General features: G+C 60.9%; 19 protein-coding genes. 17 read left to right on the top strand and 2 right to left on the bottom strand.

What is annotated here, in order from left to right:
- Positions 1 to 11: 11 nt before the first annotated feature.
- Positions 12 to 179, bottom strand: coding sequence for a hypothetical protein (locus OCV66_RS03515; protein ID WP_162838363.1), 168 nt, complete (start codon positions 177 to 179; stop codon positions 12 to 14).
- Between the two features lie 146 nt (positions 180 to 325).
- Between OCV66_RS03515 and OCV66_RS03520 the strand changes: the two genes are divergently transcribed.
- Complete coding sequence (locus OCV66_RS03520) at positions 326 to 640, top strand: hypothetical protein (protein ID WP_147573791.1); 315 nt, start codon at positions 326 to 328, stop codon at positions 638 to 640.
- A gap of 46 nt (positions 641 to 686) precedes the next feature.
- Here OCV66_RS03520 and OCV66_RS03525 read toward each other — a convergent pair whose 3' ends face one another.
- A complete protein-coding gene (locus tag OCV66_RS03525) occupies positions 687 to 1970 on the bottom strand; it encodes an adenylosuccinate synthase (RefSeq protein WP_054327390.1) in 1284 nt (427 codons plus the stop codon).
- A 169-nt stretch (positions 1971 to 2139) separates the two neighbouring features.
- On the opposite strand from OCV66_RS03525, the gene OCV66_RS03530 reads away from it, so the two are divergent.
- From OCV66_RS03530 to OCV66_RS03605, 16 genes are all read left to right on the top strand, one after another.
- Complete coding sequence (locus tag OCV66_RS03530) at positions 2140 to 3267, top strand: cysteine desulfurase family protein (protein WP_054327391.1); 1128 nt, start codon at positions 2140 to 2142, stop codon at positions 3265 to 3267.
- Positions 3268 to 3301: 34 nt separating this feature from the next.
- Positions 3302 to 4003 carry a hypothetical protein gene (locus tag OCV66_RS03535; RefSeq protein ID WP_054327392.1) on the top strand — a complete coding sequence of 234 codons (702 nt, stop codon included), beginning with the start codon at positions 3302 to 3304 and terminating at the stop codon, positions 4001 to 4003.
- Between the two features lie 33 nt (positions 4004 to 4036).
- Positions 4037 to 4528 carry a hypothetical protein gene (locus tag OCV66_RS03540; RefSeq protein WP_054327393.1) on the top strand — a complete coding sequence of 164 codons (492 nt, stop codon included), beginning with the start codon at positions 4037 to 4039 and terminating at the stop codon, positions 4526 to 4528.
- Positions 4529 to 4562: 34 nt separating this feature from the next.
- Complete coding sequence (gene thiI, locus OCV66_RS03545; RefSeq protein ID WP_054327394.1) at positions 4563 to 5732, top strand: tRNA uracil 4-sulfurtransferase ThiI; 1170 nt, start codon at positions 4563 to 4565, stop codon at positions 5730 to 5732.
- A 119-nt stretch (positions 5733 to 5851) separates the two neighbouring features.
- Entirely contained in the window at positions 5852 to 7081 is a 1230-nt protein-coding gene (locus tag OCV66_RS03550) for a competence/damage-inducible protein A (protein WP_054327395.1), read from the top strand.
- 245 nt (positions 7082 to 7326) lie between these two features.
- Positions 7327 to 9444, top strand: a complete 2118-nt coding sequence (gene glgB / locus OCV66_RS03555) for a 1,4-alpha-glucan branching protein GlgB (protein WP_147573792.1) — start codon at positions 7327 to 7329, stop codon at positions 9442 to 9444.
- A gap of 58 nt (positions 9445 to 9502) precedes the next feature.
- Entirely contained in the window at positions 9503 to 10714 is a 1212-nt protein-coding gene (locus OCV66_RS03560; protein WP_054327396.1) for a glucose-1-phosphate adenylyltransferase, read from the top strand.
- 10 nt (positions 10715 to 10724) lie between these two features.
- Positions 10725 to 11855: a glucose-1-phosphate adenylyltransferase subunit GlgD gene (glgD, locus tag OCV66_RS03565; protein WP_107631494.1), complete on the top strand. Its 1131-nt coding sequence runs from the start codon at positions 10725 to 10727 to the stop codon at positions 11853 to 11855.
- 176 nt (positions 11856 to 12031) lie between these two features.
- The gene (gene glgA / locus OCV66_RS03570) at positions 12032 to 13468 is read left to right on the top strand and encodes a glycogen synthase GlgA (protein WP_147573793.1); all 1437 of its coding nucleotides are present in this window, start codon (positions 12032 to 12034) and stop codon (positions 13466 to 13468) included.
- 39 nt (positions 13469 to 13507) lie between these two features.
- Positions 13508 to 15955 (top strand): glycogen/starch/alpha-glucan phosphorylase, encoded by a 2448-nt coding sequence (locus OCV66_RS03575; RefSeq protein WP_054327399.1) that lies wholly within the window; start codon positions 13508 to 13510, stop codon positions 15953 to 15955.
- Between the two features lie 186 nt (positions 15956 to 16141).
- On the top strand, positions 16142 to 18046 hold the full coding sequence (locus tag OCV66_RS03580) for a glycoside hydrolase family 13 protein (RefSeq protein ID WP_147573794.1): 1905 nt from the start codon (positions 16142 to 16144) through the stop codon (positions 18044 to 18046).
- A gap of 17 nt (positions 18047 to 18063) precedes the next feature.
- Positions 18064 to 18603, top strand: coding sequence for an NUDIX domain-containing protein (locus OCV66_RS03585; RefSeq protein ID WP_147573795.1), 540 nt, complete (start codon positions 18064 to 18066; stop codon positions 18601 to 18603).
- 61 nt (positions 18604 to 18664) lie between these two features.
- Positions 18665 to 19363, top strand: coding sequence for a response regulator (locus OCV66_RS03590; RefSeq protein WP_054327402.1), 699 nt, complete (start codon positions 18665 to 18667; stop codon positions 19361 to 19363).
- Positions 19364 to 19366: 3 nt separating this feature from the next.
- Entirely contained in the window at positions 19367 to 21148 is a 1782-nt protein-coding gene (locus tag OCV66_RS03595; RefSeq protein ID WP_147573796.1) for an ATP-binding protein, read from the top strand.
- The gene (locus tag OCV66_RS03600) at positions 21145 to 22437 is read left to right on the top strand and encodes a hypothetical protein (protein WP_107631499.1); all 1293 of its coding nucleotides are present in this window, start codon (positions 21145 to 21147) and stop codon (positions 22435 to 22437) included. Before OCV66_RS03595 ends, OCV66_RS03600 begins: the two co-directional genes overlap by 4 nt.
- 36 nt (positions 22438 to 22473) lie before the next feature.
- On the top strand, positions 22474 to 23298 hold the full coding sequence (locus OCV66_RS03605) for a hypothetical protein (protein WP_147573797.1): 825 nt from the start codon (positions 22474 to 22476) through the stop codon (positions 23296 to 23298).
- The last annotated feature ends 83 nt before the right edge of the window (positions 23299 to 23381 follow it).

A 23381-nucleotide genomic window follows, 5' to 3' on the forward strand; every position in this document is an offset into this window, starting at 1 on the left:
AAAAACTCTCCTCAGGTTTCATCGGTATCCAGATGGTCAAGCGCGTATTGGCAGCATTGGGTGACGAGCTGGTTGAGGGACACGTCCTTCTGCTGCGCGACCGATTCCAGCTCCTGCACCAGCTCGCGCGGCATGCGAAAGGTTTTGTTGACATATTCCGTCTTTTTGACTTGAAACATTTTTTCACCGCCTTACTCCCTTACTCCATATTATAAGTGCAATGAAGCGGTGAATATACGCGCGCATTTTACATGATCATTTATCTTGCAAAATATCTTGTAAAAATAATTGCAGCATGCTATACTGAAAAAAAGGAGGGGCGCGGATGAACGGCGAAAAGCGGCGTACGCCATGCGGCGGAGCGTTAAGGAGGATACTGGCGGCGGCGCTGCTGGCGGTTTTTGCGTTTTTTGCGGGCCGCTCCTGCGAGCGGGACCATCTTTCCCCAGAGCAGGGCGCGGGCATGCGGGTCACCCTGACCCTGTATGACGGGGCCGGGCGTCCGGTCTGCCGCGCAGACCGCGTGGTGAGGCAGGACGGGCGGCAGGGCCGGTGGGAGTGCCGGGGCAGCATCGCGCCGGAGGAGCGGGACGGCTCGTATGTGCTGACGGTGCAGGAGGAAACGGGCGAAAAACGGTAGGATAAAGAAAACGGCTGCGAAAGCAGCCGTTTTTATTATGCGTCCGTCAGGCCAGCTCGATGACCTGGTCGCGCGCCGGTCCAACGCCCAGCATGGTGATCGGGCAGCCGATCAGGCGCTCCAGCTCGCGGATGTAGCTCTGCACGGTCTGCGGCAGCTCGGCAAACGAGCGGCAGTCCGTGATATCCTCGTCAAAGCCGTCGAACTCCTCGTACACAGGCTCGCAGCCGTCCAGCGCCAGGAAATTGGCGGGCAGCTCGGTGACGGTTTCGCCGTTCTTCAGCCGGTAGGCCACGCACACCTTGAGCTTGGGCAGGCCGCGCAGCGGGTCGATCTTGTTGATTACGGCCTCAGTCATGCCGTTGACACGCACCGCGTAGCGCGCCACAACCGCGTCGAACCAGCCGGTGCGGCGCGGGCGGCCGGTGACCGTGCCGAATTCGCCGCCGGCATTCCGGATGTAATCACCGGTGTCGTCGAACAGCTCGGTCGGGAACGGACCCTCGCCCACGCGGGTTGTGTAGGACTTGAATATGCCCATGATGCTGCGCACCGCGGTCGGGCCGACGCCCGAGCCGATGCAGCAGCCGCCCGCTACCGGATGCGACGAGGTGACGAACGGATAGGTACCCATATCCAGGTCGAGCAGCGTACCCTGCGCGCCCTCGAACAGCACCTCCTTGCCAGCCTGAACCGCTTCCCAGGTCAGGAGCGAGGTGTCGGTCACATAGGGGCGCAGGCGCTCGGCGTAGGCGCGGTATTCCGCGACGACCGCGTCCGCGTCGATCGGCTCGCCGCCGTACACGCCCGTAATCACGCGGTTTTTGTACGCGCACGCCTCGCGGACGACGGTTTCAAACCGGTCCGGATCGACAAAATCATGCATGCGTACGCCGCTGCGCTCGGATTTATCCATATAGGTCGGGCCGATGCCCTTTTTGGTCGTGCCGATGGCGGTGCCATCCTTGGCCTTTTCGGCCTCGCTCAGCGCGTCCAGTTCCAGGTGCCACGGCAGGATACAATGGCAGCGGGCGTCGATGAACAGCTTGTCAGTCGAAACGCCCTTTTCGTGCAGGCCGTCGATTTCGCCCAAGACCGCCTTGGGGTTGACGACCACGCCCGGCCCGATCACATTGACGCACGCCGGATACAGGATGCCCGAGGGGATGAGCTGCAGCTTGTATTTTTCGCCGCCCGCGACGACCGTGTGGCCCGCGTTGTTGCCGCCCTGGCTGCGTACGACCAGATCGGCCCTGCCCGCGAAAATATCGATAAATTTACCCTTGCCCTCGTCGCCCCACTGCGCGCCGAGGATCACCTTACCTGGCATAGGAGTTCATTCCTTTCTTGCACTTGCGCATGCTTTCCGCATGTCATACAGATAAAGTATAGCATAGGGGAGCACGCTTTTCAATCCTGATTTTGCGGGTTTTGGCTTGTAAAAGGCCGGCCGGCGATGTAAAATAATTGCGTAAAGCAATCATAAGGAGTTAACGAGCATGCATTATCTGGACAACGCGGCGACGACGCGCGTGCTGCCCGAGGCGGCTGACGCCGCGCTGCGCGCCATGTGCGAAGCGTTCGGCAATCCGTCGAGCCTGCACAGGATGGGGATAGAAGCGTCGCGTCTGCTGGAGGACAGCCGCAGGACGGTCGCTTCAGCGCTGGGCTGCCTGCCGGAGGAGACGTACTTTACCTCCTGCGGCACGGAGAGCACCAATATCAGCTTGCGCGGTGTTTCCCACCTCAACCGCCACAAAAAGGGGCGTGTCATCACCACCGAAATCGAGCACGCGGCCACCCTTAACACCTGCAGACAGCTTGCGGCCGAGGGGTTTGACGTGGCGTTCCTCGCGCCGGACGCGACCGGCCATATTACGGCTGCGGCGCTGGAAGCGGCGCTGACCGAGGACACGGTCCTGCTGTCCTGCCAACTGGTCAACAATGAGATCGGCACGGTGCAGCCCGTGGCCGAGCTGGGGGCGCTGCTCAAGGTCAAGGCGCCGCAGGCGCTGTTTCACATCGACGCGGTACAGGGGCTGTGCCGCGTACCCCTCGCGCCTAAAAAGTGGAAGTGCGATTTGATGAGCGTTTCCGGACACAAGATTGGCGCGCCCAAGGGTATCGGCGCGCTGTATGTCAGGAAGGGGCTGCGCCTGCCGCCGCTGATGTTCGGCGGCGGGCAGGAAAAGGGGCTGCGTCCGGGGACCGAGGCGCTGCCAAATATCGCGGCGTTCGCCAGGGCGTGTGAGATCCGCATGGCGCGTTTTGACGAGGATTATGCGTATGTGGCAGCGCTCGCGGCTTATCTCAGGGAACAGGTGGCGGCGTCCCTGCCGGACGCGGCGTTCAACGGCGCGGGGGATATCCCGCATGTGGTCAACCTGTCGCTGCCGGGCTGCAAAAGCGAGGTTATGCTGCGCGTACTCGAAAGCGACGATGTGTACGTTTCGAGTGGGTCCGCCTGCTCCAAGGGCAGGCAGAGCGGGGTGCTGCGCGCGCTCGGCCTGCCGAAAGAGCGCACGGACAGCGCTCTGCGCGTCTCGTTCGCGCCGTGCAATACAACCGAAGATGTGGACGCGTTTATCCGCGCGGCGCAGAAGGGTGTGCGGATGCTGCGCCGGTAAGCGCGTCGCCTGGGGAAAAGGGGGGAGGACAGCCGTGGCAAAGAAAGGGAAGCTACTTTCCGCGGTCAGCGTGGCGCTGCTGGCCGCGCTGTGTGTTGCGCTTCCGGTGGCGGACCGTGTGTGGTATGGCGGCGCGCTGCTCGGCGGGGGACAGATCGCTTTTGCGATCCTTGTGATATGGGGGGCGGCGCTGCTTGCGGTTGAGCTTCGGAAAAAGCCGGAAAATCGCCGGTGGTCGGCCACGGTATCGCCCAGAGCCCACATCGCGGGCGCCGTAATCGACGTCGCGGTGATCCTGCTCCAGATCCATGGGGGGATGCATGGCCTGCTGCTGGGCTGCTTGACGATCGGCCTGTTCGCCGCTGCGGGGTTGGAATCGCTGTTGTCCATCCGGAACAGCTCGCGCGTCGGGCGGGGGCTGTTCCTGATTGCACTGAGCATGCTGCTCTGCACAGCGGGTTACTTCCTCGCCGTGCGGCCCATCCCGCTGGCGCAGGCGGAGCAGCTCGCGTGCGGGATGGGGTATGAGCAGCTCGCGCACGAGGGCATTTCGCACGGCAACAGTCTGTGGGAGGAGGACGGCCGCGGCCGCATGGGGTTCTACGAGAATGCGACGGTGGCGGACCGAGCGCTTGGCCACTACGCATTTTCCGCGGAGAAGGACGGGCGTCGCTTCATGGTCTATGTGCCGGTCGCCTCGTCCGGCGCGGTCGTACAGTCCGAGGTGGGCGCATGAAAGCGGGGCAATATCCGGCGCGGCAGTACGGCCTTGCGGCGGTACTGTGGCTCGCCTGCGTGGTTCGGCTGGCTGACATTTGGCGGGCATTACGGCGGCAGGGTTGGATGCAGGGTGCTGTTTCCGATCGTGCTGGGTTCTGGGATCGGCGGGGCGCTGGTGTTGGCGTGCTTTTTTGCGGAGTACCCCTGGCTGCTGGACGCTTGGCTCTGCGTGGGTTACCTGAGCTATATCCTGCTGATGGACCGGAACGGGCGGGAGTATACCCCCAGCGGGATGGCAGGGCTTTACGGCGTGTTGCTCCTCATTGCGTTTGTCTGGTTCGCGGCGCTGCGGCCGTTTCCGGTGGATGAGGCCGCGCGGATTGTGAAGCAGGAGGGCTACCGGCAGCCCGTATTGGCCTATCGGTATGTCTGCGACCATGGCGGCAGGCTGGGCGCGTATCATTTTGAGGCGCAGAAAGACGGGGAAATCCGTGTGGTCGCGATGGACGTGCAGAGCGGCACGCTCACGGTGGACCGGTAGCGGGTTTGATACATAAAAAATAAAAGGAGATCGTATGAAGGAAGTATTATTGCTTAAATGCGGGGAGATCGTCCTCAAGGGCCTCAACCGCAAAACCTTTGAGGACCGGCTGCTCAAAAACCTGTCGCGGCGCATGAAGCACGTCGCGGACTGTGGGATTTCCATGCGGCAGTCGGTCGTGTACGTCGAGGTGCCGGAGGAGGCCGACGCGGACGCGGTCATGGACTGCGCGCGGCATGTATTCGGCTTCGCGACTATCTCGCGCGCAGCCGTGTGTCCGGAAAAGACGCTCGAAAGCGTGATCGAGACCGCGCAGTCCTATCTGGCGCCGCGCTTTGCGCAGGCAGGGACTTTTAAGGTGGAAACCAAGCGCGGGGACAAAAAATTCCCTATGACCTCGACCGAGATCAGCCAGCGGGTCGGGGGCGAGCTGGCCGACCGTTTTCCGGCGGTCAAACCGGATATGCACTGCCCCGACCTGACCGTGCATGTCGAAATGCGTGAAAAGTACGCCTTTGTGCATGCCGGCCCCGAGCCGGGCGCGGGCGGTATGCCGATCGGCTCGAATGGCAGGGCCGCGCTGCTGCTGTCCGGCGGCATCGACAGTCCGGTTGCGGGCTGGATGATGGCCAAGCGCGGCCTGGAGCTGGTGGGCATCCATTTCTTCAGCTATCCCTACACCTCGGAGCGCGCCAAGGAGAAGGTACTCGAGCTGGGGCGCAAGCTGACCGTGTGGTGCGGCCGCATGAGCGTGATGGTGGTGCCGTTCACCAGGATCCAGGAGGAGATCCGCGAAAAGTGCCATGAGGAGCTGTTTACGCTCATCATGCGGCGCTTCATGATGCGCATTGCGGAAAGGGTCGCCGTGGAATATGGCTGCGGCGCGCTGATCACGGGCGAGTCGCTCGGCCAGGTGGCCAGCCAGACCATGCCCGCGATGGCCGTGACCGGCGCGGTGTGCGGGCTGCCCGTGTTCCGCCCGTGCATCGGCATGGACAAGGAGGAGATCGTGACCATCGCGCGTAAGATCGACACCTTTGAAACCTCCATCCTGCCCTATGAGGACTGCTGTACGGTGTTCACCCCCAAGCACCCGAACACCAAGCCCAAAATGCCGAAAATCCTCGAGGCGGAAAGCCGCCTGGAGGTGGACGCGCTGGTGGAAGAGGCGGTCGCGGGGGTGGAGATCATCCATCTGCCGTGAGTATAGGGGGCTTCAAAAGCCCCCTATATACGAAAGACGGTTCCGTAGGAACCGCCTTTCGATATCCGAATGACGCAAACCGATTTTATGCGCGCTACGGCGCGAAAGGAGAAGCAGTTATGAATGCAGAACTGATCGCCGTCGGAACCGAGATCCTGCTCGGCGACATTGTCAACACGGATGCGCAGCTCATCTCGCAGGGACTGAGCGAGCTTGGCATCAACGTATTTTACCAGACCGTGGTCGGAGACAATCCGGCTCGCCTGCGCCATGTGGTCGAAACGGCGCGCGACCGCGCGGACATCATCATCACCACCGGCGGCCTCGGCCCCACGCTCGACGACCTGACAAAGGAAACGCTAGCCTCGGTCTTCGGGAAAAAGATGGCGTTGCACCAGCCCTCGCTCGACCGCATCAAGGGCTTTTTCCAGACCATTGGCCGAGAGATGACGCCGAACAACGAAAAACAGGCCTGGCTGCCCGAGGGCTGCACCGTGTTCGTCAACGAATGGGGGACCGCCCCGGGCTGCGCGTTCGAGGCGTATGGCAAGCATGTCATCATGCTGCCCGGCCCCCCGCGCGAGTGCAACCCCATGTGGAAGGAATGCGCGATGCCCTACCTGTACAAGTTCGCGGGCGGCTGCATCGTCTCGCGCAATATCCGCGTGTTCGGCCTGGGTGAGAGCAATATGGAAACCATTCTGCACGACATGATGGCCGAGAGCAAAAACCCAACTATCGCGCCCTACGCCAAGACCTCGGAGTGCTTCGCGCGCGTGACCGCCAAGGCGGACACGCCGGAGGAATGCGAAAAGCTGCTCGCGCCGGTTGTGGAAAAGATCTGCGGCCTGCTGGGCGAGGATGTGTACGGCGTGGATGTGGATTCGCTGGAGCAGGTCGTGGGCGACGGACTGCGGGCGCGCGGCCTGACGCTCGCCGTGGCGGAAAGCTGCACGGGCGGGCTGCTGTCCAAGCGCATCACGGACGTGCCGGGCTGCTCGGTGTATTATCTGGGCGGCGTATGCTCCTATGCTAACGAGGTCAAGACGCGCCTGCTGGGCGTCCGGAAGGAGACGCTGGATACGGTCGGTGCGGTGTCGCCCGAGGTGGCCGAGCAGATGGCCGCGGGCGTGGCGCAGGCGCTGGGCGCGGATGTGGGCGTGGGCATCACGGGCGTGGCCGGACCGGGCGGCGGGACTGACGACAAGCCGGTCGGCCTGGTGTACATCAGCGTATGGCACAAGGGGCGGAACTACACCCGTAAGATGAAGTCCATGAACGGGCGCGACCGTGTGCGCATGCAGGCGGCCTCCACCGCGCTGGATATGATACGCCGGAACATTTTCTGAACAGAACATAGGGATATTGTGCATTATCTCAACATTTCCCGACAAAAGCTGTTGAAACCGAACAAAATTTTCATTAAAAAAGTCTGGTAATTGTGTAAAATTGCTGGACTTTTTTTCTCTGTTGATGTATACTATATCCAACTAAAGCCAGGCTTGCTGCGGAAAAACAAGCGAAATAGACAAAAAATCGTAAAAAAATGGAAAAAGGCTTGTTTTAGCGGTTTATAAGAGGGAGAGGATGCAATATGAAGAAGAAAAGCGCATCGCCGGCCGGCGGGAAGCGGAGTAAGCTCTTCTATTCGGGAAGAGACTGCCGCGCGTATGACTATATGGGCGCGCACCCGCTGGTGCAGGACGGCGAACCAGGATACCTGTTCCGTGTTTACGCGCCGGAGGCCGAAAAGGTTTCGGTCATGGGCGAATTCAACGGCTGGGACCGTGAAGTGGATTACATGGAGCGGGACGAGCAGGGCATCTGGGAAAAATTTATCCCGCATGTTCCGGAATATGCCGCATATAAGTATAGCGTATGGGCAAAATCGGGCGATGTGTTCGATAAATCCGATCCCTACGGCTTCCACGCCGAAACCCGCCCGGGCAACGCCTCCAAGGTGTTCGACATCGAGGGCTACGAATGGAGCGACACCTCCTGGATGGAATGGCGCAAAAGCCATCTGCCCTACTCCAGTCCGGTGAATATTTACGAATGCCATCTCGGCTCCTGGAAGCTGCATGAGGACGGGAACTTCTATTCCTACCGCCGGCTTGCGGACGAGCTGGTACCCTATGTCAAGGAAATGGGCTATACCCATATCGAATTCATGCCCCTGACCGAATACCCGTTCGACGGTTCGTGGGGGTATCAGGTCATCGGCTATTTCGCGGCGACAAGCCGCTACGGTACGCCCAAGGATCTGATGTACCTGATCGACAAGGCGCACCAGGCCGGCATCGGCGTCATCATGGACTGGGTGCCGGCGCATTTCCCCAAGGATGGATGCGGGCTGGTCGAGTTTGACGGCTCGTATCTGTACGAATACGCCGACCCGCTCAAGATGGAGCACAAGGAATGGGGGACGCGCGTGTTCGATTACGGCAAGGTGTCCACGCGCAACCTGCTGTTCTCCTCCGCGATGTTCTGGATCGAAAAATTCCATATGGACGGCCTTCGCGTGGACGCGGTCGCCTCCATGCTGTATCTGGATTACAACCGCCAGCATGAATGGCGCCCCAATATCCACGGCGGCCGCGAGAACCTGGAAGCCATCGATTTCCTGCGCCTGCTCAACGAGTATATCCTGACCGACCATCCGGACGTCATGATGATCGCGGAGGAATCCACCGCCTGGCCGATGGTCACCAAGCCGGGCTACGACGGCGGCCTGGGCTTCAATTTCAAGTGGAACATGGGCTGGATGAACGACATGCTGTGCTACTGCTCGGCGGATCCGTTCTTCCGCAAGGATATGCACGACAAGATCACGTTCTCGTTCATGTACGCGTTTTCGGAGAATTATATCCTCCCGCTGTCGCATGACGAGGTGGTGCATGGAAAGTCCTCGCTGATCGGCAAGATGCCCGACCCGTATGAGAATAAATTCGGCGGCCTGCGTGCGCTGTACGGCTACATGGCCGCGCACCCGGGCAAGAAGATGCTGTTCATGGGCGGCGAATTCGCGCAGTTCTCCGAATGGGCCTATCAGCGCGGGCTGGATTGGATGCTGCTGGATTATCCGGCGCATAAGCAGATGCAGACCTATGTTAAGGCGCTCAACCATTTCTATCTGGAAACGCCGCAGCTCTGGGAGCAGGATACCGACTGGCGCGGCTTTGAATGGATCAGTCATGAGGACAACCGCAATAACATCATTGCGTTCCGGCGGATCGCGGCAGATGGAAGCGATATCGTGATCGTGGTCAACTTCTCGCCGGAGATGCAGGAGGTCTACCGCATCGGCGTGCCGTTCGCGGGCAGCTATGAGGAAATCTTTACCTCGGACAGGACGGAATTCGGCGGCAGCGGCCTGTCCAACGGCAGGGTGAGGAGCGAAAACAAGCCGCTGCACGGGCAGGAGCAGTCCATCAGGATCCAGATTCCGCGGTTCGGCGTGCTGTTCTTCAAGGGCAAGCCGCGCGCCAAGCGCCGCACCAAGGCCGAGATCGAAGCGGCCAAGAAAGCCGCGGAAGCCCAAAAGGGCAAAACGTCCAAGGCGGTCGCCAAGACGGGGACGCGCGCAGTGCGGGCAACCGGCACCAGGGCAGTGGCGAAAACGGGCGAAAAAGCCGTTGCCAAGACCGGCACGCGGGCGGTCGCCAAACCGGCGGAAAAGGCGCCAGCTGTCCGTCCGGACGGGGAAAAGTAGGAAAAATGCCGTTCCCACGGCATATATAGAGTAAACCGCAGAAAAAGGAGAGTCATCAATGTATCGGAAAAAAGAATGCGTGGCCATGCTGCTCGCAGGTGGACAGGGCAGCCGCCTGTATGTGCTGACGAAGAACGTCGCCAAGCCCGCGGTACCGTTTGGGGGCAAGTACCGCATTATCGACTTCCCGCTGTCCAACTGCACCAATTCGGGCATTGATACGGTGGGCGTGCTCACGCAGTACGAGCCGCATGTGCTCAACGCCTATATCGGTTCGGGCCAGACCTGGGACCTCGACCGCCTGCGCGGCGGCGTGTACGTCCTGCCGCCGTACCAGAAGGGCAAGGCCTCCGAGTGGTACAAGGGTACGGCGAACGCGATCTACCAGAATATCGCATTTATCGACGAGTACGACCCCGAATATGTGCTGATCCTTTCGGGCGACCATATCTACAAGATGAACTACAACAAGATGCTGCAGCAGCACAAGCAGACCGGCGCGGACGCGACCATCGCGGTGCTGGACGTGCCGCTGGCCGAGGCGTCCCGCTTCGGCATCATGAACTGCAAGCCGGACGGCACGATCTATGAATTCGAGGAAAAGCCCAAAAACCCGAAGTCCACGCTGGCGTCCATGGGCATTTATATCTTCTCCTGGAAAAAGCTGCGCCAGTATCTGATCGAGGACGAGGAGAACAAGAAGTCCTCCAACGACTTCGGCAAGGATATCATTCCGACCATGCTGGGCAACGGGGAGAAGATGGTCTCCTATCGGTTCGAGGGCTACTGGAAGGACGTCGGCACGATCGAATCCCTGTGGGAAGCCAACATGGACCTGCTCTCGCCGAATTCCGGACTCAACCTCAAGGACGATAGCTGGAAGATCTACGGCCGCACCACGGGCTCGCCCCCGCACTTTACGGCCAAGGACGCGGTCGTCAAGCACACGCTGCTTTCCGAGGGCTGTGAGATCGCGGGCGACGTTTCCGAATCCGTGCTGTTCTCGGACGTGAAGATCGCAAGGGGGGCAAAGGTCGAGTACTCCATCCTTATGCCGGGCGCGGTTGTGGAAGAGGGCGCGACCGTGCAGTATTCGATCGTGGCGGAGAACGCCGTGATCGCCAAGGACGCGGTCGTCGGAGGCAGCCCGTCGGATGGCGACGTGGAAAAATGGGGCGTTGCCGTTGTCGCAGAGGGCGTGCGCATCGGACGCGGCGCCAAGCTGGCAGCGAAGGAAATGGCAGACGAAGACCTGCCGGACATGATTTAAGGGGGCGGACATGATGAACAGTGTTTTAGGCATCATCATTGCGTTTGACAATGACAACGATCTGCGTGAGATCACCGAGCACCGCACGGTGGGCGCGGTGCAGTGGGGCGGCCGGTACCGCATCATCGATTTTATGCTGTCCAATATGGTCAATTCCGGGATTTACCGCATCGGCGTGCTGATGAAGGACAAGTATCAGTCCCTGATCGACCACATCAGCAACGCAAAGGACTGGGACCTGTCCCGCAAGAACTCGGGCGTCACCCTGCTGCCGCCGTATTCGTATGCGCGCAAGGCCTCGCCGCTCGTCACCGGCGAGTACCGCGGCAAGATCGACGCGCTGGCCGGCGCGGTCGATTTCCTGCAGAAAAACAAGGCGGATTACGTTGTGGTCGCGGACGGCGATATCGTCGCCAACGTCCCGCTGGACGACGTGCTCGACCGGCATATCAAATCCGGCGCGGACCTGACCATGGTCTGCACCAAGAAGCAGAAGGATTCCCCGTATGCGACCTATGTTGAGCTGAACCGCAAAAAGGAAGCGGTCGATATCCGCGTGGGCGATTCCAACGAGGGCAAGTGCAAGCACACCTCGCTCGGCATCTATGTGATGAGCCGCCAGTACCTCATCCACATGCTCTCCGACTGCGTTACACACAACTGCATCCACTTCGAGCGCGAGTTCCTGACCCGCGCGCAGATGGACGGCACGGTCGCCGGCTACCTGTTCAACGAATACGCGGTCAAGATCGAGGATACGTTCGATTATTTCCGCTCGAACATGGATATGCTCGATAAGGAGGTGCGGGACGAGGTGTTTCTGCGCACCCGCCCGATCCTGACCCGCATCAAGGACGAGGCGCCCGCGTATTATGGCGACAAGGCCGAGGTGGAGGACAGCCTGATCGCGGACGGCTGTACGATCGAGGGCTATGTGAAAAACTGCATCCTGTTCCGCGACGTGGTGATCGAAAAGGGCGCAAAGGTCGAGGACTGCATCATCATGGAGGGCGGGCGTATCCTGTCCGACGCGTCGCTGCGCCATGTGATCACGGATCGCAACGTCATCGTCCGCAACGGACGCACCATGATGGGCCATGAGAACTACCCGATCACGATTGCCAAAAACGCTACAGTTTGATCAAGAAATTGTTAAAACCATGACAAAAAGGCCAAAATGAGGCTGTAAAGCGAGAAATGTTCGTTGAATTTCCCTATATTGCAGGGAGACAGAATTTAGTATAATGAAAATACCGAGGTACGGAAGCGGGGGCCTCTCCCCGCTTTCGCGCCGCCTATTGGGGAGGCTCGGCTCTTATGAAAATCATGTACGTTACCAGCGAATGCGCCCCGTTTGTAAAAACCGGCGGCTTGGGCGATGTCGCGGGCTCTCTGCCCAAGGCCCTCGCGGCAAAGGGACACGACGTGCGCGTGTTCTGCCCCCTGTATTCGTCGATCGGCCAGGAATGGCGGGAAAAGTTTTATTACCTGAAAAACGCCTATGTGCGCTTGGGCTGGCGCAACCAGTACTGCGGTGTGTTCCGCTATGAGTCGGATGGCGTGACTTTCTATTTCATCGACAACGAGTACTATTTCGCCCGTGGCCAAGTCTACGGCGAGTATGACGACGCGGAGCGCTTCGCCTATTTTTCCAAGGCGGTACTCGAGGTACTGCCCGACCTGGAATGGAAGCCGGATGTCATCAACTGCAACGACTGGCAATCCGCGCTGGTGCCGGTGTACTATAACCTGATGTTCTCCGCGCGCCCCTTCTATGAGAATATCAAGACCGTGTTCACCATCCACAATATCCAGTACCAGGGCCGCTACGGCCGCGAGATCCTCGAGTATGTGCTTGGCATCGACGACGCGCATTTCCGCTCCGGCTTCATGGCGATGGACGGGGACGTCAACCTGATGAAGGCCGCGATCGTGGCCTCCACCGCGGTCACGACGGTTTCGCCTACCTACGCGGCCGAGATACAGACCGAGTATTATGGCTACCGCCTGGATTCCGTGCTGCGCATGAACAGCTACAAGCTGCACGGCATCCTCAACGGCATCGATATGGATGCGTTCAATCCGGAAACCGACCCCAAGCTGTTCAAAAACTACGGGCCGCGCAATCCGGAGGACAAGACGGTCAACAAGCTCGAGCTGCTCAAGCTCTGCGGCCTGGAGGGCGACGAGAACACGCCGGTCATCGGCATGGTCACCCGTTTTGTGGACCAGAAGGGCCTGGACCTGATCGAAGCCGTGCTGCACGATATCCTGTCCGACGACCTGCGGCTGATCGTGCTGGGCAAGGGCGACTGGCGGTACGAGCAGATGTTCCTGGAGGCCAAGCGCCGCTATCCGGCCAAGATCTCCGCGTCCATCATGTTCTCGGGCGACTTGGCCAACCGCATTTACGGCGGCTGCGACATGTTCCTGATGCCGTCCAAATTCGAACCGTGCGGGCTGGCGCAGATGATCTCGCTGCGCTACGGCACCATCCCGATCGTGCGTGAGACCGGCGGCCTGAAGGACACCGTGCAGGCGTTTGTCGATTACGCCGGCACGGGCAACGGCTTCACCTTCGCCAGCTATAACGCGCATGACATGCTGCATGTGATCCGCGAGGCCTGCGGCGTGTTCCGCTATAACAAGCCCGCGTGGAACAAATTGATGCTCCAGGGCATGAAGAGCGACTTCAGCTGGGGCAGCTCGGCTGATAAATACATAGAGGTTTACCACTCTGCCCTGGGGTGGTAAAACCCGCAAAGCAAATTAAGTGAGGAGACAAGAGATACCATGCCAAAGAACCTGTACACCAAGAATGCGCTGAAAGAGGCCATCGCCGGCAAGCTGCAGCGGCATTTTGCCTGCGAAGTGGCGGACGCCACCAAGGATCAGATTTATGAGGCCTGCGCGCTCGTTGTCCGCGACGCGCTGACCGAGCATATGATCCAGACCCAGAACGAGGTCGAAAAATATGGGGAGCGGCAGGTGCATTACCTGTGCATGGAATTTCTTGTCGGCCGCAGCCTGCGCAACAACGCTTATAATCTGGGCATGCTGGACGAATTGACCGCGGCGCTCAAGGAAATGGGCTACGAGATGGCCGATATCTTCGAGCAGGAGGCCGACCCCGGCCTCGGCAACGGCGGCCTGGGCCGCCTGGCCGCCTGCTATATGGACGGTATGGCCACTACGGGCGTGCGCGGCACAGGCTACTCCATCCGCTATGAGCACGGCATCTTCAAGCAGAAGATCGAGGACGGGCAGCAGGTGGAGCTGCCGGATTCCTGGCTCGCTTCCGGCGACGTATGGCAGATACCGGCCATGGACGATACCCGCGAGGTCAGGATCGGCGGTACGATCGATACCCATTTTGACGAAAACGGAAAGCTGGTCGTGGAATACCACGATTACACGCCGGTGCTGGCGGTGCCGTATGATATGCCGATCTCGGGCTATGATACGGGCAACATCGCGCGCCTGCGCCTGTGGGAGGCAAAAAGCCCGATTGCGCTGGATATGAAGCTGTTCTCCTCCGGCGAATACCTCAAGGCGCTGGAAAAGCACGCCATGGCGGAGACGATCTCCATGGTCCTGTATCCGGAGGATAACCATCGCGAGGGCCAGTCCCTGCGCCTGAAGCAGCAGTATTTTCTGGTTTCGGCGACGCTGCAGGATATCTGTGCCAAGCACAAGGCCAAGTACGGCACGCTCGCCAACTTTGCGCACAAGCATGTGCTGCACATCAACGACACCCATCCGACGCTGGTCATCCCCGAGCTGATGCGTATTCTGATGGACGATAACGATATGTCCTGGGAAAATGCGTGGAACATCACCAGCCAGTCGGTCGCCTATACCAACCATACGGTCATGCCCGAGGCGCTGGAGTGCTGGCCGGTATCGCTCGTGCAGGAGCTGATGCCGCGCATCATGCAGATCATCCACGAGATCAACGAGCGCTTCTGTCGGGACCTGTGGAACTACTTCCCGAACGATTTCCAGAAGATCTCCAGGCTCGCCATCGTGTCGGACGGGATCGTCCGCATGGCGCATCTGGCCATCGCCGGCTCGTTCTCGATCAACGGCGTGTCCGCGCTGCATTCAGACATCCTCAAGGAGCGCGTGTTCAAGGATTTCTACACGATCTATCCGGCGAAGTTCCGCAACGTTACCAACGGCATTGCGCACCGCCGCTGGCTGTGCGAGGCCAACCCGAAGCTGGCCGCGCTGATCGAGAGCAAGATCGGCAAGGGCTACCGCAAGCACCCCTCCGAGCTACAGGTACTCGCCAACTATGGCGAGGATAAGGCGCTGCTCGCCCAGCTCGGCCAGATCAAGCGCGACAACAAGCTGCGCCTGGCGGAGTATATTAAGGAGCATAACGGCATCGAGGTCAACATGGACTCGATTTTCGACGTGCAGGTCAAGCGCCTGCATGAGTACAAGCGCCAGATGCTCAACATTCTGCATATTATCTCGCTGTACCACAAGCTCAAGGATAACCCGGGCATGGACTTCGTGCCGCGCACGTTTGTTTTCGGCTCCAAGGCCGCGCCGGGCTATGCGGTGGCGAAAAAGACCATCCAGCTCATCCATTCGATCGCCAATATGATTAACAACGATCCGGATATCGGGGATAAGCTCAAGGTTGTGTTCATCGAGGATTACAAGGTTTCCTTGGCGGAGATGATTATGCCGGCCGCGGAGATCTCCGAGCAGATCTCGATCGCGGGCAAGGAAGCCTCCGGCACGGGCAACATGAAGTTCATGATGAACGGCGCGCTGACCATCGGCACGATGGACGGCGCCAACGTGGAGATCTGCGAGGCCGTGGGCCGCGAGAATATCTTCATTTTCGGCATGGAAACGCCCGAGGCCGAGGCGCTCGCCGCTTCCGGCAACTATGAGCCTATGCTGATCTACCAGAACGATCCGGTCATCAAGCGCGTGATGGATCATATGATCCACGGCTTTGGCGATGGGGTGGATTATACCGACCTGGCGAACCTGCTGCTGCACGGCGGCAACGGCGGGCCGGCCGACCGGTATATGAGCCTGAAGGACTTCTCCTCCTACGCGGTCGCGCAGGAGCGCGTGGGCGAGATGTACCGCCGGCCGGAGAACTGGAACTATATGTCCCTGATGAATATTGCCAATTCCGGCCGTTTCGCCGCGGACCGCTCGGTCGCGGAATATGCGCAGAATATCTGGCGCGTCAAAACAAACTTTGCATTTTAAAAAAACACAACAAGGGAAAGGGGTTGCCTGCGGGCAGCCCTTTTTTCTGTGGGGGAGAGCGCCGCACCTGCGGCAAAACAGTGAAGAGATTGTGAACAAAACGACCGTACAGGCCGTTTTTTGTTTACCGGCAGGCCGTTTTGTGCTATACTATATAAAGAGTTTTTATGTTTGGGGGAACTGTTTTTGAAAGCCATTCCCGATTGTATGTTCCACTCCCGTGAGCTTGCCTGCAAGAAGCCCTACGGCGCGGTAAAGGCAGGGGAAACGGTCGAGTTTTCTGTTTATCCCAGGCGCGAGCGCGGCATCCAGTATGTGACACTGTGGGTCGAGGAGGATGGCGGTCAGCCGGAAGCGTTCCCGATGCGCTGGTATGGGCTGGCTGGCGCGCGGGACCGGTACAGCACGTCGTTCACGCCCGATCACGCGGGGCTGTACTGGTACTACTTCACGGTAGACGGCTCGGACGGTCCGGTGTACGCCATGCGCGGCTATGGCGGCCGCTGCGAGATTCTGGACACCCTGGGGGACAAATATCAGCTCACGGTCTACGATCCGGCGTACCGGCCTCCCTCCTGGTTTGGGGAAGGCATTACCTACAATATCTTTCCGGACCGCTTCTGTCGGGACAGAATGCCCGTCCAGCCCGAGGGCGAGGGCGTCGCGCCGCGCGTGCTGCATGAGAACTGGGACGACATTCCGGTTTATCAGCCGGATGGGAACGGCGAGATCCTCAATAACGATTTTTTCGGCGGCACGCTGCGCGGTGTGATCGAAAAGCTGGATTACCTTGAGAGCCTGCATGTGCGCACGATTTATTTCAATCCGATCTTCCAGGCGTATTCCAACCACCGCTATGACACGGGCGACTACAAGCGCGTCGATCCCCTGCTCGGCAGCGAGGAGGACTTCCAGACGCTGTGCGTGGAGGCGGCGGCGCGCGGCATGCGCGTCGTATTGGACGGTGTGTTCAACCACACGGGCTACGACAGCCGCTATTTCAACGGCCGCGGCCGGTATGACAGCGTAGGCGCGCACCAGTCGCAAGAATCGCCCTATTACCGCTGGTTTGATTTCCAACAGTGGCCGGACCAATACGGCTCCTGGTGGGGCATTTATACGCTGCCGCAGGTGCGCGAGATGGACGAGAGTTATCTCGACTATATCATTGACAACGAGGACAGCGTCATCCGCCGCTGGCTGCGCTTGGGCGCCTCCGGCTGGCGGCTCGACGTGGCCGACGAGCTGCCGGACGCCTTTATCCGGCGCCTGAACGCGGCGGCCAAGCAGGAAAAGCCGGATGCGCTCATCATCGGCGAGGTGTGGGAGGACGCCTCCAACAAAATCGCCTATTCCGAACGCCGCCGGTATTTCCAGGGCGGCGAGCTGGACTCGGTCATGAACTACCCGTTGCGCGACGCGATCCTGGCGTTCCTGAACGGCGGAACGGCCGAGCATTTCGCGGAAACCATGGAGTGCATTCGCGAAAATTATCCGCGCGATGTGTTTTATAACCTGATGAATGTGATCGGCACGCACGATACCGCGCGTGCGCTTACCATCCTCGGTGTGTCCGAAGAGGAGTGGCACATGGACCGCGACGGACGCGCGCATTATGCGCTCCCACCAGACCGGCTGGAAAGCGCGCAGCGGCGGCTGCGGCTGGCCGCGGTCATCCAGTTCACCATGCCCGGCTCGCCCACCATTTACTATGGGGACGAGGCAGGGCGGCAGGGCTTTGAGGACCCATTCAACCGCCGTACCTATCCATGGGGCGCGGAGGACCGCGCGCTGCTGGGCTTTTACCGCAAGCTGTGCGCGCTGCGCGCGGACAGCGACACGCTCGCGCGCGGCGGGCTGCGCTTCCTTCGCTGCGAGGGCGCGCTGCTGCAGTACGAGCGGGAGACCGAGCATTCCCGCCTGCTGATCCTGGTCAACCGCGGCCACCATGCGGTGCGCACCCATGCGCGCGCAGTCTATGCGGTTGATATGCTGGACGGGGCGGAATTCGACCGCGCGGACAGCCGCGGCATCCATGTCACGGTGCCGCCGGAAACCGCCTATATTCTGCGCTGCTTCGGCACGCCGTGAGAAAGGGAGCATAAGAGATGGATATGAGAGAGAAACAGCTTTCCTACCAGTATTTTTTTGAAGGGAAGATCATGAAAGCGCGGCTGGACGAGGTCCTGCTGCCAAACGGCAGGAGGGCGCGGCGCGAGGTGTGCGAGCATGTCGGCGGCGTGGGCGTGCTGCCGGTCGATCGGTCGGGCAACATCATTCTGGTGAGGCAGTTCCGCTATCCGTATGATACCGAGCTGCTGGAGATACCGGCCGGCAAGCTCGACCACGGGGCGGAGGACTTCACCGCGTGCGGCGCGCGGGAGCTGAAGGAGGAGACCGGCTGCACGGCCGGCCGCATCGTGCCGCTTGGCGCGCAGTACCCCTCGCCCGGTTTCCTGACCGAGGTGGTGCATCTGTTCGCGGCGCTCGACCTGACCGAGGGAGAGATGCAGCCGGACGAGGACGAATTCGTCGAGGTGGTGCGCCTGCCCATCGCCGAGGTGGAGGCCATGATCGCGCGGGATGAGATACGCGACGCGAAAACCATTGTTGCGATGTACCGCGCAAGGCTAAAGGGCCTGCTGTAAGAACGGAAACCGGCGGACCGGCGGTTTCCCGCGTAACCCACCCTCTGAAAAGGAGGAATCTATGGAAAAGAAAACGATCCTCGTGGTGGAGGATGAAAAGGCCATCGCGGATATTTTGGTGTTCAACCTGCAGCGCGAGGGCTATGATACCATCGTGGCATACGACGGGACGGAGGGCCTGCGGCACGCGCTGGAGGACGCGCCCGACCTGATCCTGCTCGACGTGATGCTGCCTGGCATGGACGGCTTCGAGGTCTGCAAGCGTGTACGCGAAAAATTCCACAACACGCCGATCATCATGCTGACCGCGCGCGAGGAGGAGACCGACAAGGTCATGGGGCTTGAACTGGGGGCGGACGATTATATCACCAAGCCGTTCTCCATGCGCGAGCTGATGGCGCGCGTCAAAACCAATATGCGCCGCACGGTGTCGGGCGAGGAACGGGAAAAAGCGCCCTTGCCGTCCGGCGGCGGGCTGCGTATTTCCAAGGACAACGGCATGGTGTACAAAAACGGGCGTCCGCTGGAGCTGTCGGCGCGTGAATTCGACATCCTGTGCTTTCTTTCCGCGGCGCCGGGGCGCGTTTTTTCGCGCGAGGAGCTGATGGAGCAGGTATGGGGCTATGAATATTACGGAGACCTGCGCGCGGTGGACGTTGCGATCCGGCGCCTGCGCGAAAAGGTGGAGGATCAGCCCGCAAGCCCGCGGCACATTATGACCAAGCGGGGCATGGGCTACTATTTTGCCGACGGGGAGTAAGCTATGTTTCGATCCTTACACATGAAGCTTGTGCTGATCCTGGTGCTGATGATCGTTTCGGTCATGGCCGTGGTGGGTACGTTCCTGATCAACAGCGTCAGCACGTTCTATATTGACAGCTTTTACGAGGATATGCAGAACGTGTTTAACCAGACGGATGTGATGCAGTCGCTCGAAAATGCGGCCCAGGCAGGAACAACGGATATCCAGACTGTCGTGGACAGCTACGAGGGGCAGCTTGGCATCGATAATTACCGGACCTATTATATTCTGGACAGCCAGGGGCGCGTGCTGGCAAGCTCAAACGCGCTCCGCGAAGCCTCGTTCACGCGGACAAGCAACGTCATCTCGGCGATGGCGGGAGAGACGGGTACCCGCTCGTCGGTCGCGGACAGCGTGATGGACGTTGCGGTCCCGATCCGCGCGGGGGACGGCGACCAGGTCGATTATATTGTGTACATTGCGGATGACAAGCGCGAGGTGTCGGACATGTCCTGGCGGTTCTTCCAGATCGTCATGCAGGCGATGATGTTCGGCCTGCTCGCGGCCATCCTGCTTTCCTTTCTGCTTTCCAAAACCATCACCACCCCGATCGAGCGCATCACCGAGGGCGCCCGTTCGATTGCGAAGGGCAACTTTGATCAGGAGCTGGGCGTGCAGTCCTCGGACGAGATCGGCGAGCTGACACGCTCGTTCAACTACATGGCGGGTCAGCTCAAGAACACGGTCGGCGAGGTGCAGGGCGAACGAGACAAGCTGAACACCCTGTTCCTGCATATGACGGACGGCGTAGCAGCGTTCACGACCGCGGGCCGGCTCATCCATATGAATCCGGCGACCGAAAGCCTGCTGGGCGTGCGGGTGGAGGACGGCCTGACATTCGACGAAATGTTCGTCGACCTGGATATGCCCAATTCGGACGAGACCGCCATGCGGTCGTTCCTGACCAGTGAGATTACGCGCTTCGGCCGCGTGCTTTCGGTCACACTCGCGCCGTACGGCGCGCTGGACGGGGAGGGCGGCGTGATCGCGGTTATCCACGATATTACCGAGCAGCGCCGGCTGGACGACGCGCGCCGTGAGTTCGTGGCGAACGTATCGCACGAGCTGCGCACGCCGCTGACTAATATCCGCTCGTATACCGAAACGCTGCTGGACGCGGCGGGCGACATCCCGATCGATACGGAAAAGCAGTTCCTCGGCGTTATCTCCAGCGAGTCCGAGCGCATGGCGCGCATCGTGACCGACCTGCTGACACTGTCCAAGCTGGACTATGGCCGGATGGAGTTGCGTATGACGCGCTTCCCGCTGGGGGATATGCTGAAAAACGTGGCCAACGCCATGAAATTCACGGCGGAGGACAGCGGGCATGAGCTGACTGTGGATACGCCGGACGACCTGCCGCAGATCGTGGGCGACCGCGAGAGGATCGAGCAGGTTGTGGTGAACATCCTGTCCAACGCGGTCAAATACACGCCGGCGGGCGGCCATGTGCGTCTGTCCGCGCGCATGGCCGGAGCCAACCGCGTGCGTATCACAGTGGAGGACGACGGCGTGGGTATTCCGGCGGCGGACGTGCCGCGCCTGTTCGAGCGCTTCTACCGCGTGGATAAGGCGAGGAGCCGCGAGGCGGGCGGCACCGGTCTGGGCCTGGCGATCGCCAAGGAGATCGTGGAGCAGCACGAGGGCAAGATCGCGCTGGCCAGCGAATATGGCAAGGGTACGACTGTGACCATCACCCTGCCGACCGACCTCATCCCGAATCGGGAGGAGGGGCCGGTATGAACCAGGCCGGACATTCGGTGAAAAACACCGCGAAAAACGTTTCCCTGATCGTGCTGGTTCTACTGCTGGGCGTGCTTTGCGCGGCCAACTGGCTGGCGGGCATGAACATCGACCAGATGCCGGCGGACAACCTGCTGCGGCGCGCGTACGACCATGTGTTCGGCGGCGCGGTCGGGTACGAGCTACGCTCGTCCGGCGTGGCGGCGGCCGAGCCCGCGCAGCTCGCGCTGACCACGGACGGACAGCTTTACGGCGTGCAGTACAGCCTGACCGACATCGACGCAGGCCTGGAAGCGGTCCGTCCGCTGTGGGCGGCGGTACTGTCGGACGGGGAGCTGGAGCAGGCGGAAGAGGCGGAGCTGGTCGCAGCCCTGCGGGCCGGGGACTGCGCGCTGCTGCGCTATCACGGCGCGATCCCGCTGAGCGTTGCAGCCGGCTGGATGGGCGGCTCCTGGCAGAGCGACCTGGCGGTTGAGACGCTGGTTTATACGGCGGGCAGCGGCCAGCTGTTTGTGCGCACGGATACGGGCGCGCTGTACGCCGCCGCGGCGGACGCGGACGAAAGCGTGCTGCGCGCCGCGCAGCAGGGCTTCCGTGGCCTGTCCTGCCAGTTTTCCGGCGAGGCGTATGCGGTTTATCCGGAAACGCTGCTGTTTGATCGGGAAACGCTGTCGCTCCCCCTGCTCAAAGCGGGGAGCATCGACCTGTTCGACCCGCAGAGCGGCACCGGATTGGAGGACCTGCTCGATGCGTTCGGCTTTACGCCGTATGCGAACTATTATTCCGAGCAGAACGACCGCGTTCGGGTGTTTGTAGACGATGTGAGTACGCTGCGCGTGAACGCGGCCGGCCTGATCCAGTACGCGGCGGGCGCGGACAGCACGGTGCGCGCCTACGACGCGGGGGAGGCCGCCGGCCGTGCCGCGCTGGACGCCCAGCTTGACTGCGCGCGGACGATCCTGGACACGGCGGTGCGCGCGGGGGAAACCGACACCCACGCCTCGCTCTACGCGGTGCAGCACAACGGCAACCGCACGACGCTGGTGTTCCTGCAGATGTACGGCGGCGTCCCTGTGCTGGGGGACAACGATTTCGCAACCTTTGTGTTTGAAAACGGCTCGCTCACCTCCGCGACCATCCGGCTGCAGCGCTTCCACGCGGACGAGGTGCGCCGCACTGTGCTTCCCGCGCGGCAGGCGGCGGCGGGCGCGCAGGGGGAAACGCGCAGTCTGATGGTCGCCTACCGCAGCGACGGAGACTATTTTGCGCCCGGCCGGTTTTATCTGTGATGCGGTGCGCACGGCGGGAAAGGAGGAACGGACGCTTTGCAATGGGGTAAGGTAAAAAATATACTGATCGTCATTCTGGTGGCGGTCAATGCGTTCCTTTTATGTAATCTGGGCGTGAAGCAGTGGCAGGACTGGGAGCGTGTCCGCGAGTTGCAGGCCAATCTGGGCGAACTGCTTTCCGGCTACGGGATAGAGCTGGATGCGTCGTTTCGCCTGCCCGGGGACACGGTGCTGCCCACGCTGTCGGTCGACCGCAGCCGCACCAGCGAGGAGGCGGTCGCCGCGGCCGCGCTCGGCGGCGAGCTGGAGCGTACGGAGCGCGAGGACGGCGCGGTGCTGCTGGAGGGCGTGTCCGGTTCGCTGGAATGGCAGGCGGACGGGAGGCTGCAGGGCGAGTGCGCGACCGGAGAGCCTGCGCCGGAGGAGGAAAAGCAGGCGCAGCGTCTGGCACAGCGGCTGCTGGAAAAATGGGGCCTTGCGTCGGACGACGCGGCGTATACAGCGGATGGCCTGTCCGTGACCATGACAGGCACCGCGGCCGGATTGCCGGTTTTCAACCGGCAGATATCCCTGCGGTTCGACGGGCAGGGCGGCGCCGCCGTTTCCGGCCTGTGGAGCTTTGGCACGCCCTATACGACCGTGCAGGCGAGCGGCACGGTCTGCGTCGCCTCGGACGCGCTGCTTGCATTCGCGGCAAACGGGCAGGACTGCACCCGCATCACCAGCATGACCATCGGCTACCGCCTGCAGTCGGACAGCGGCAGGCGCCTGCAGTTGATGCCCACTTGGAAGATCGGAACGGATTCGGGGGATTATTTGGTGGATTGTGCTAAAAAAACGATACTCGAGCAGGAAAATTGAAAAAGGGCTTTCCTTTATCGGAAATTGTGGTAAAATATATAGGTGAAATTTTGCGCGGATGCACCACGGGGGCGTCCGTTTTC

This window comes from Agathobaculum ammoniilyticum (genome assembly GCF_025567315.1).
Taxonomy (GTDB): Bacteria; Bacillota; Clostridia; order Oscillospirales; family Butyricicoccaceae; genus Agathobaculum; species Agathobaculum ammoniilyticum.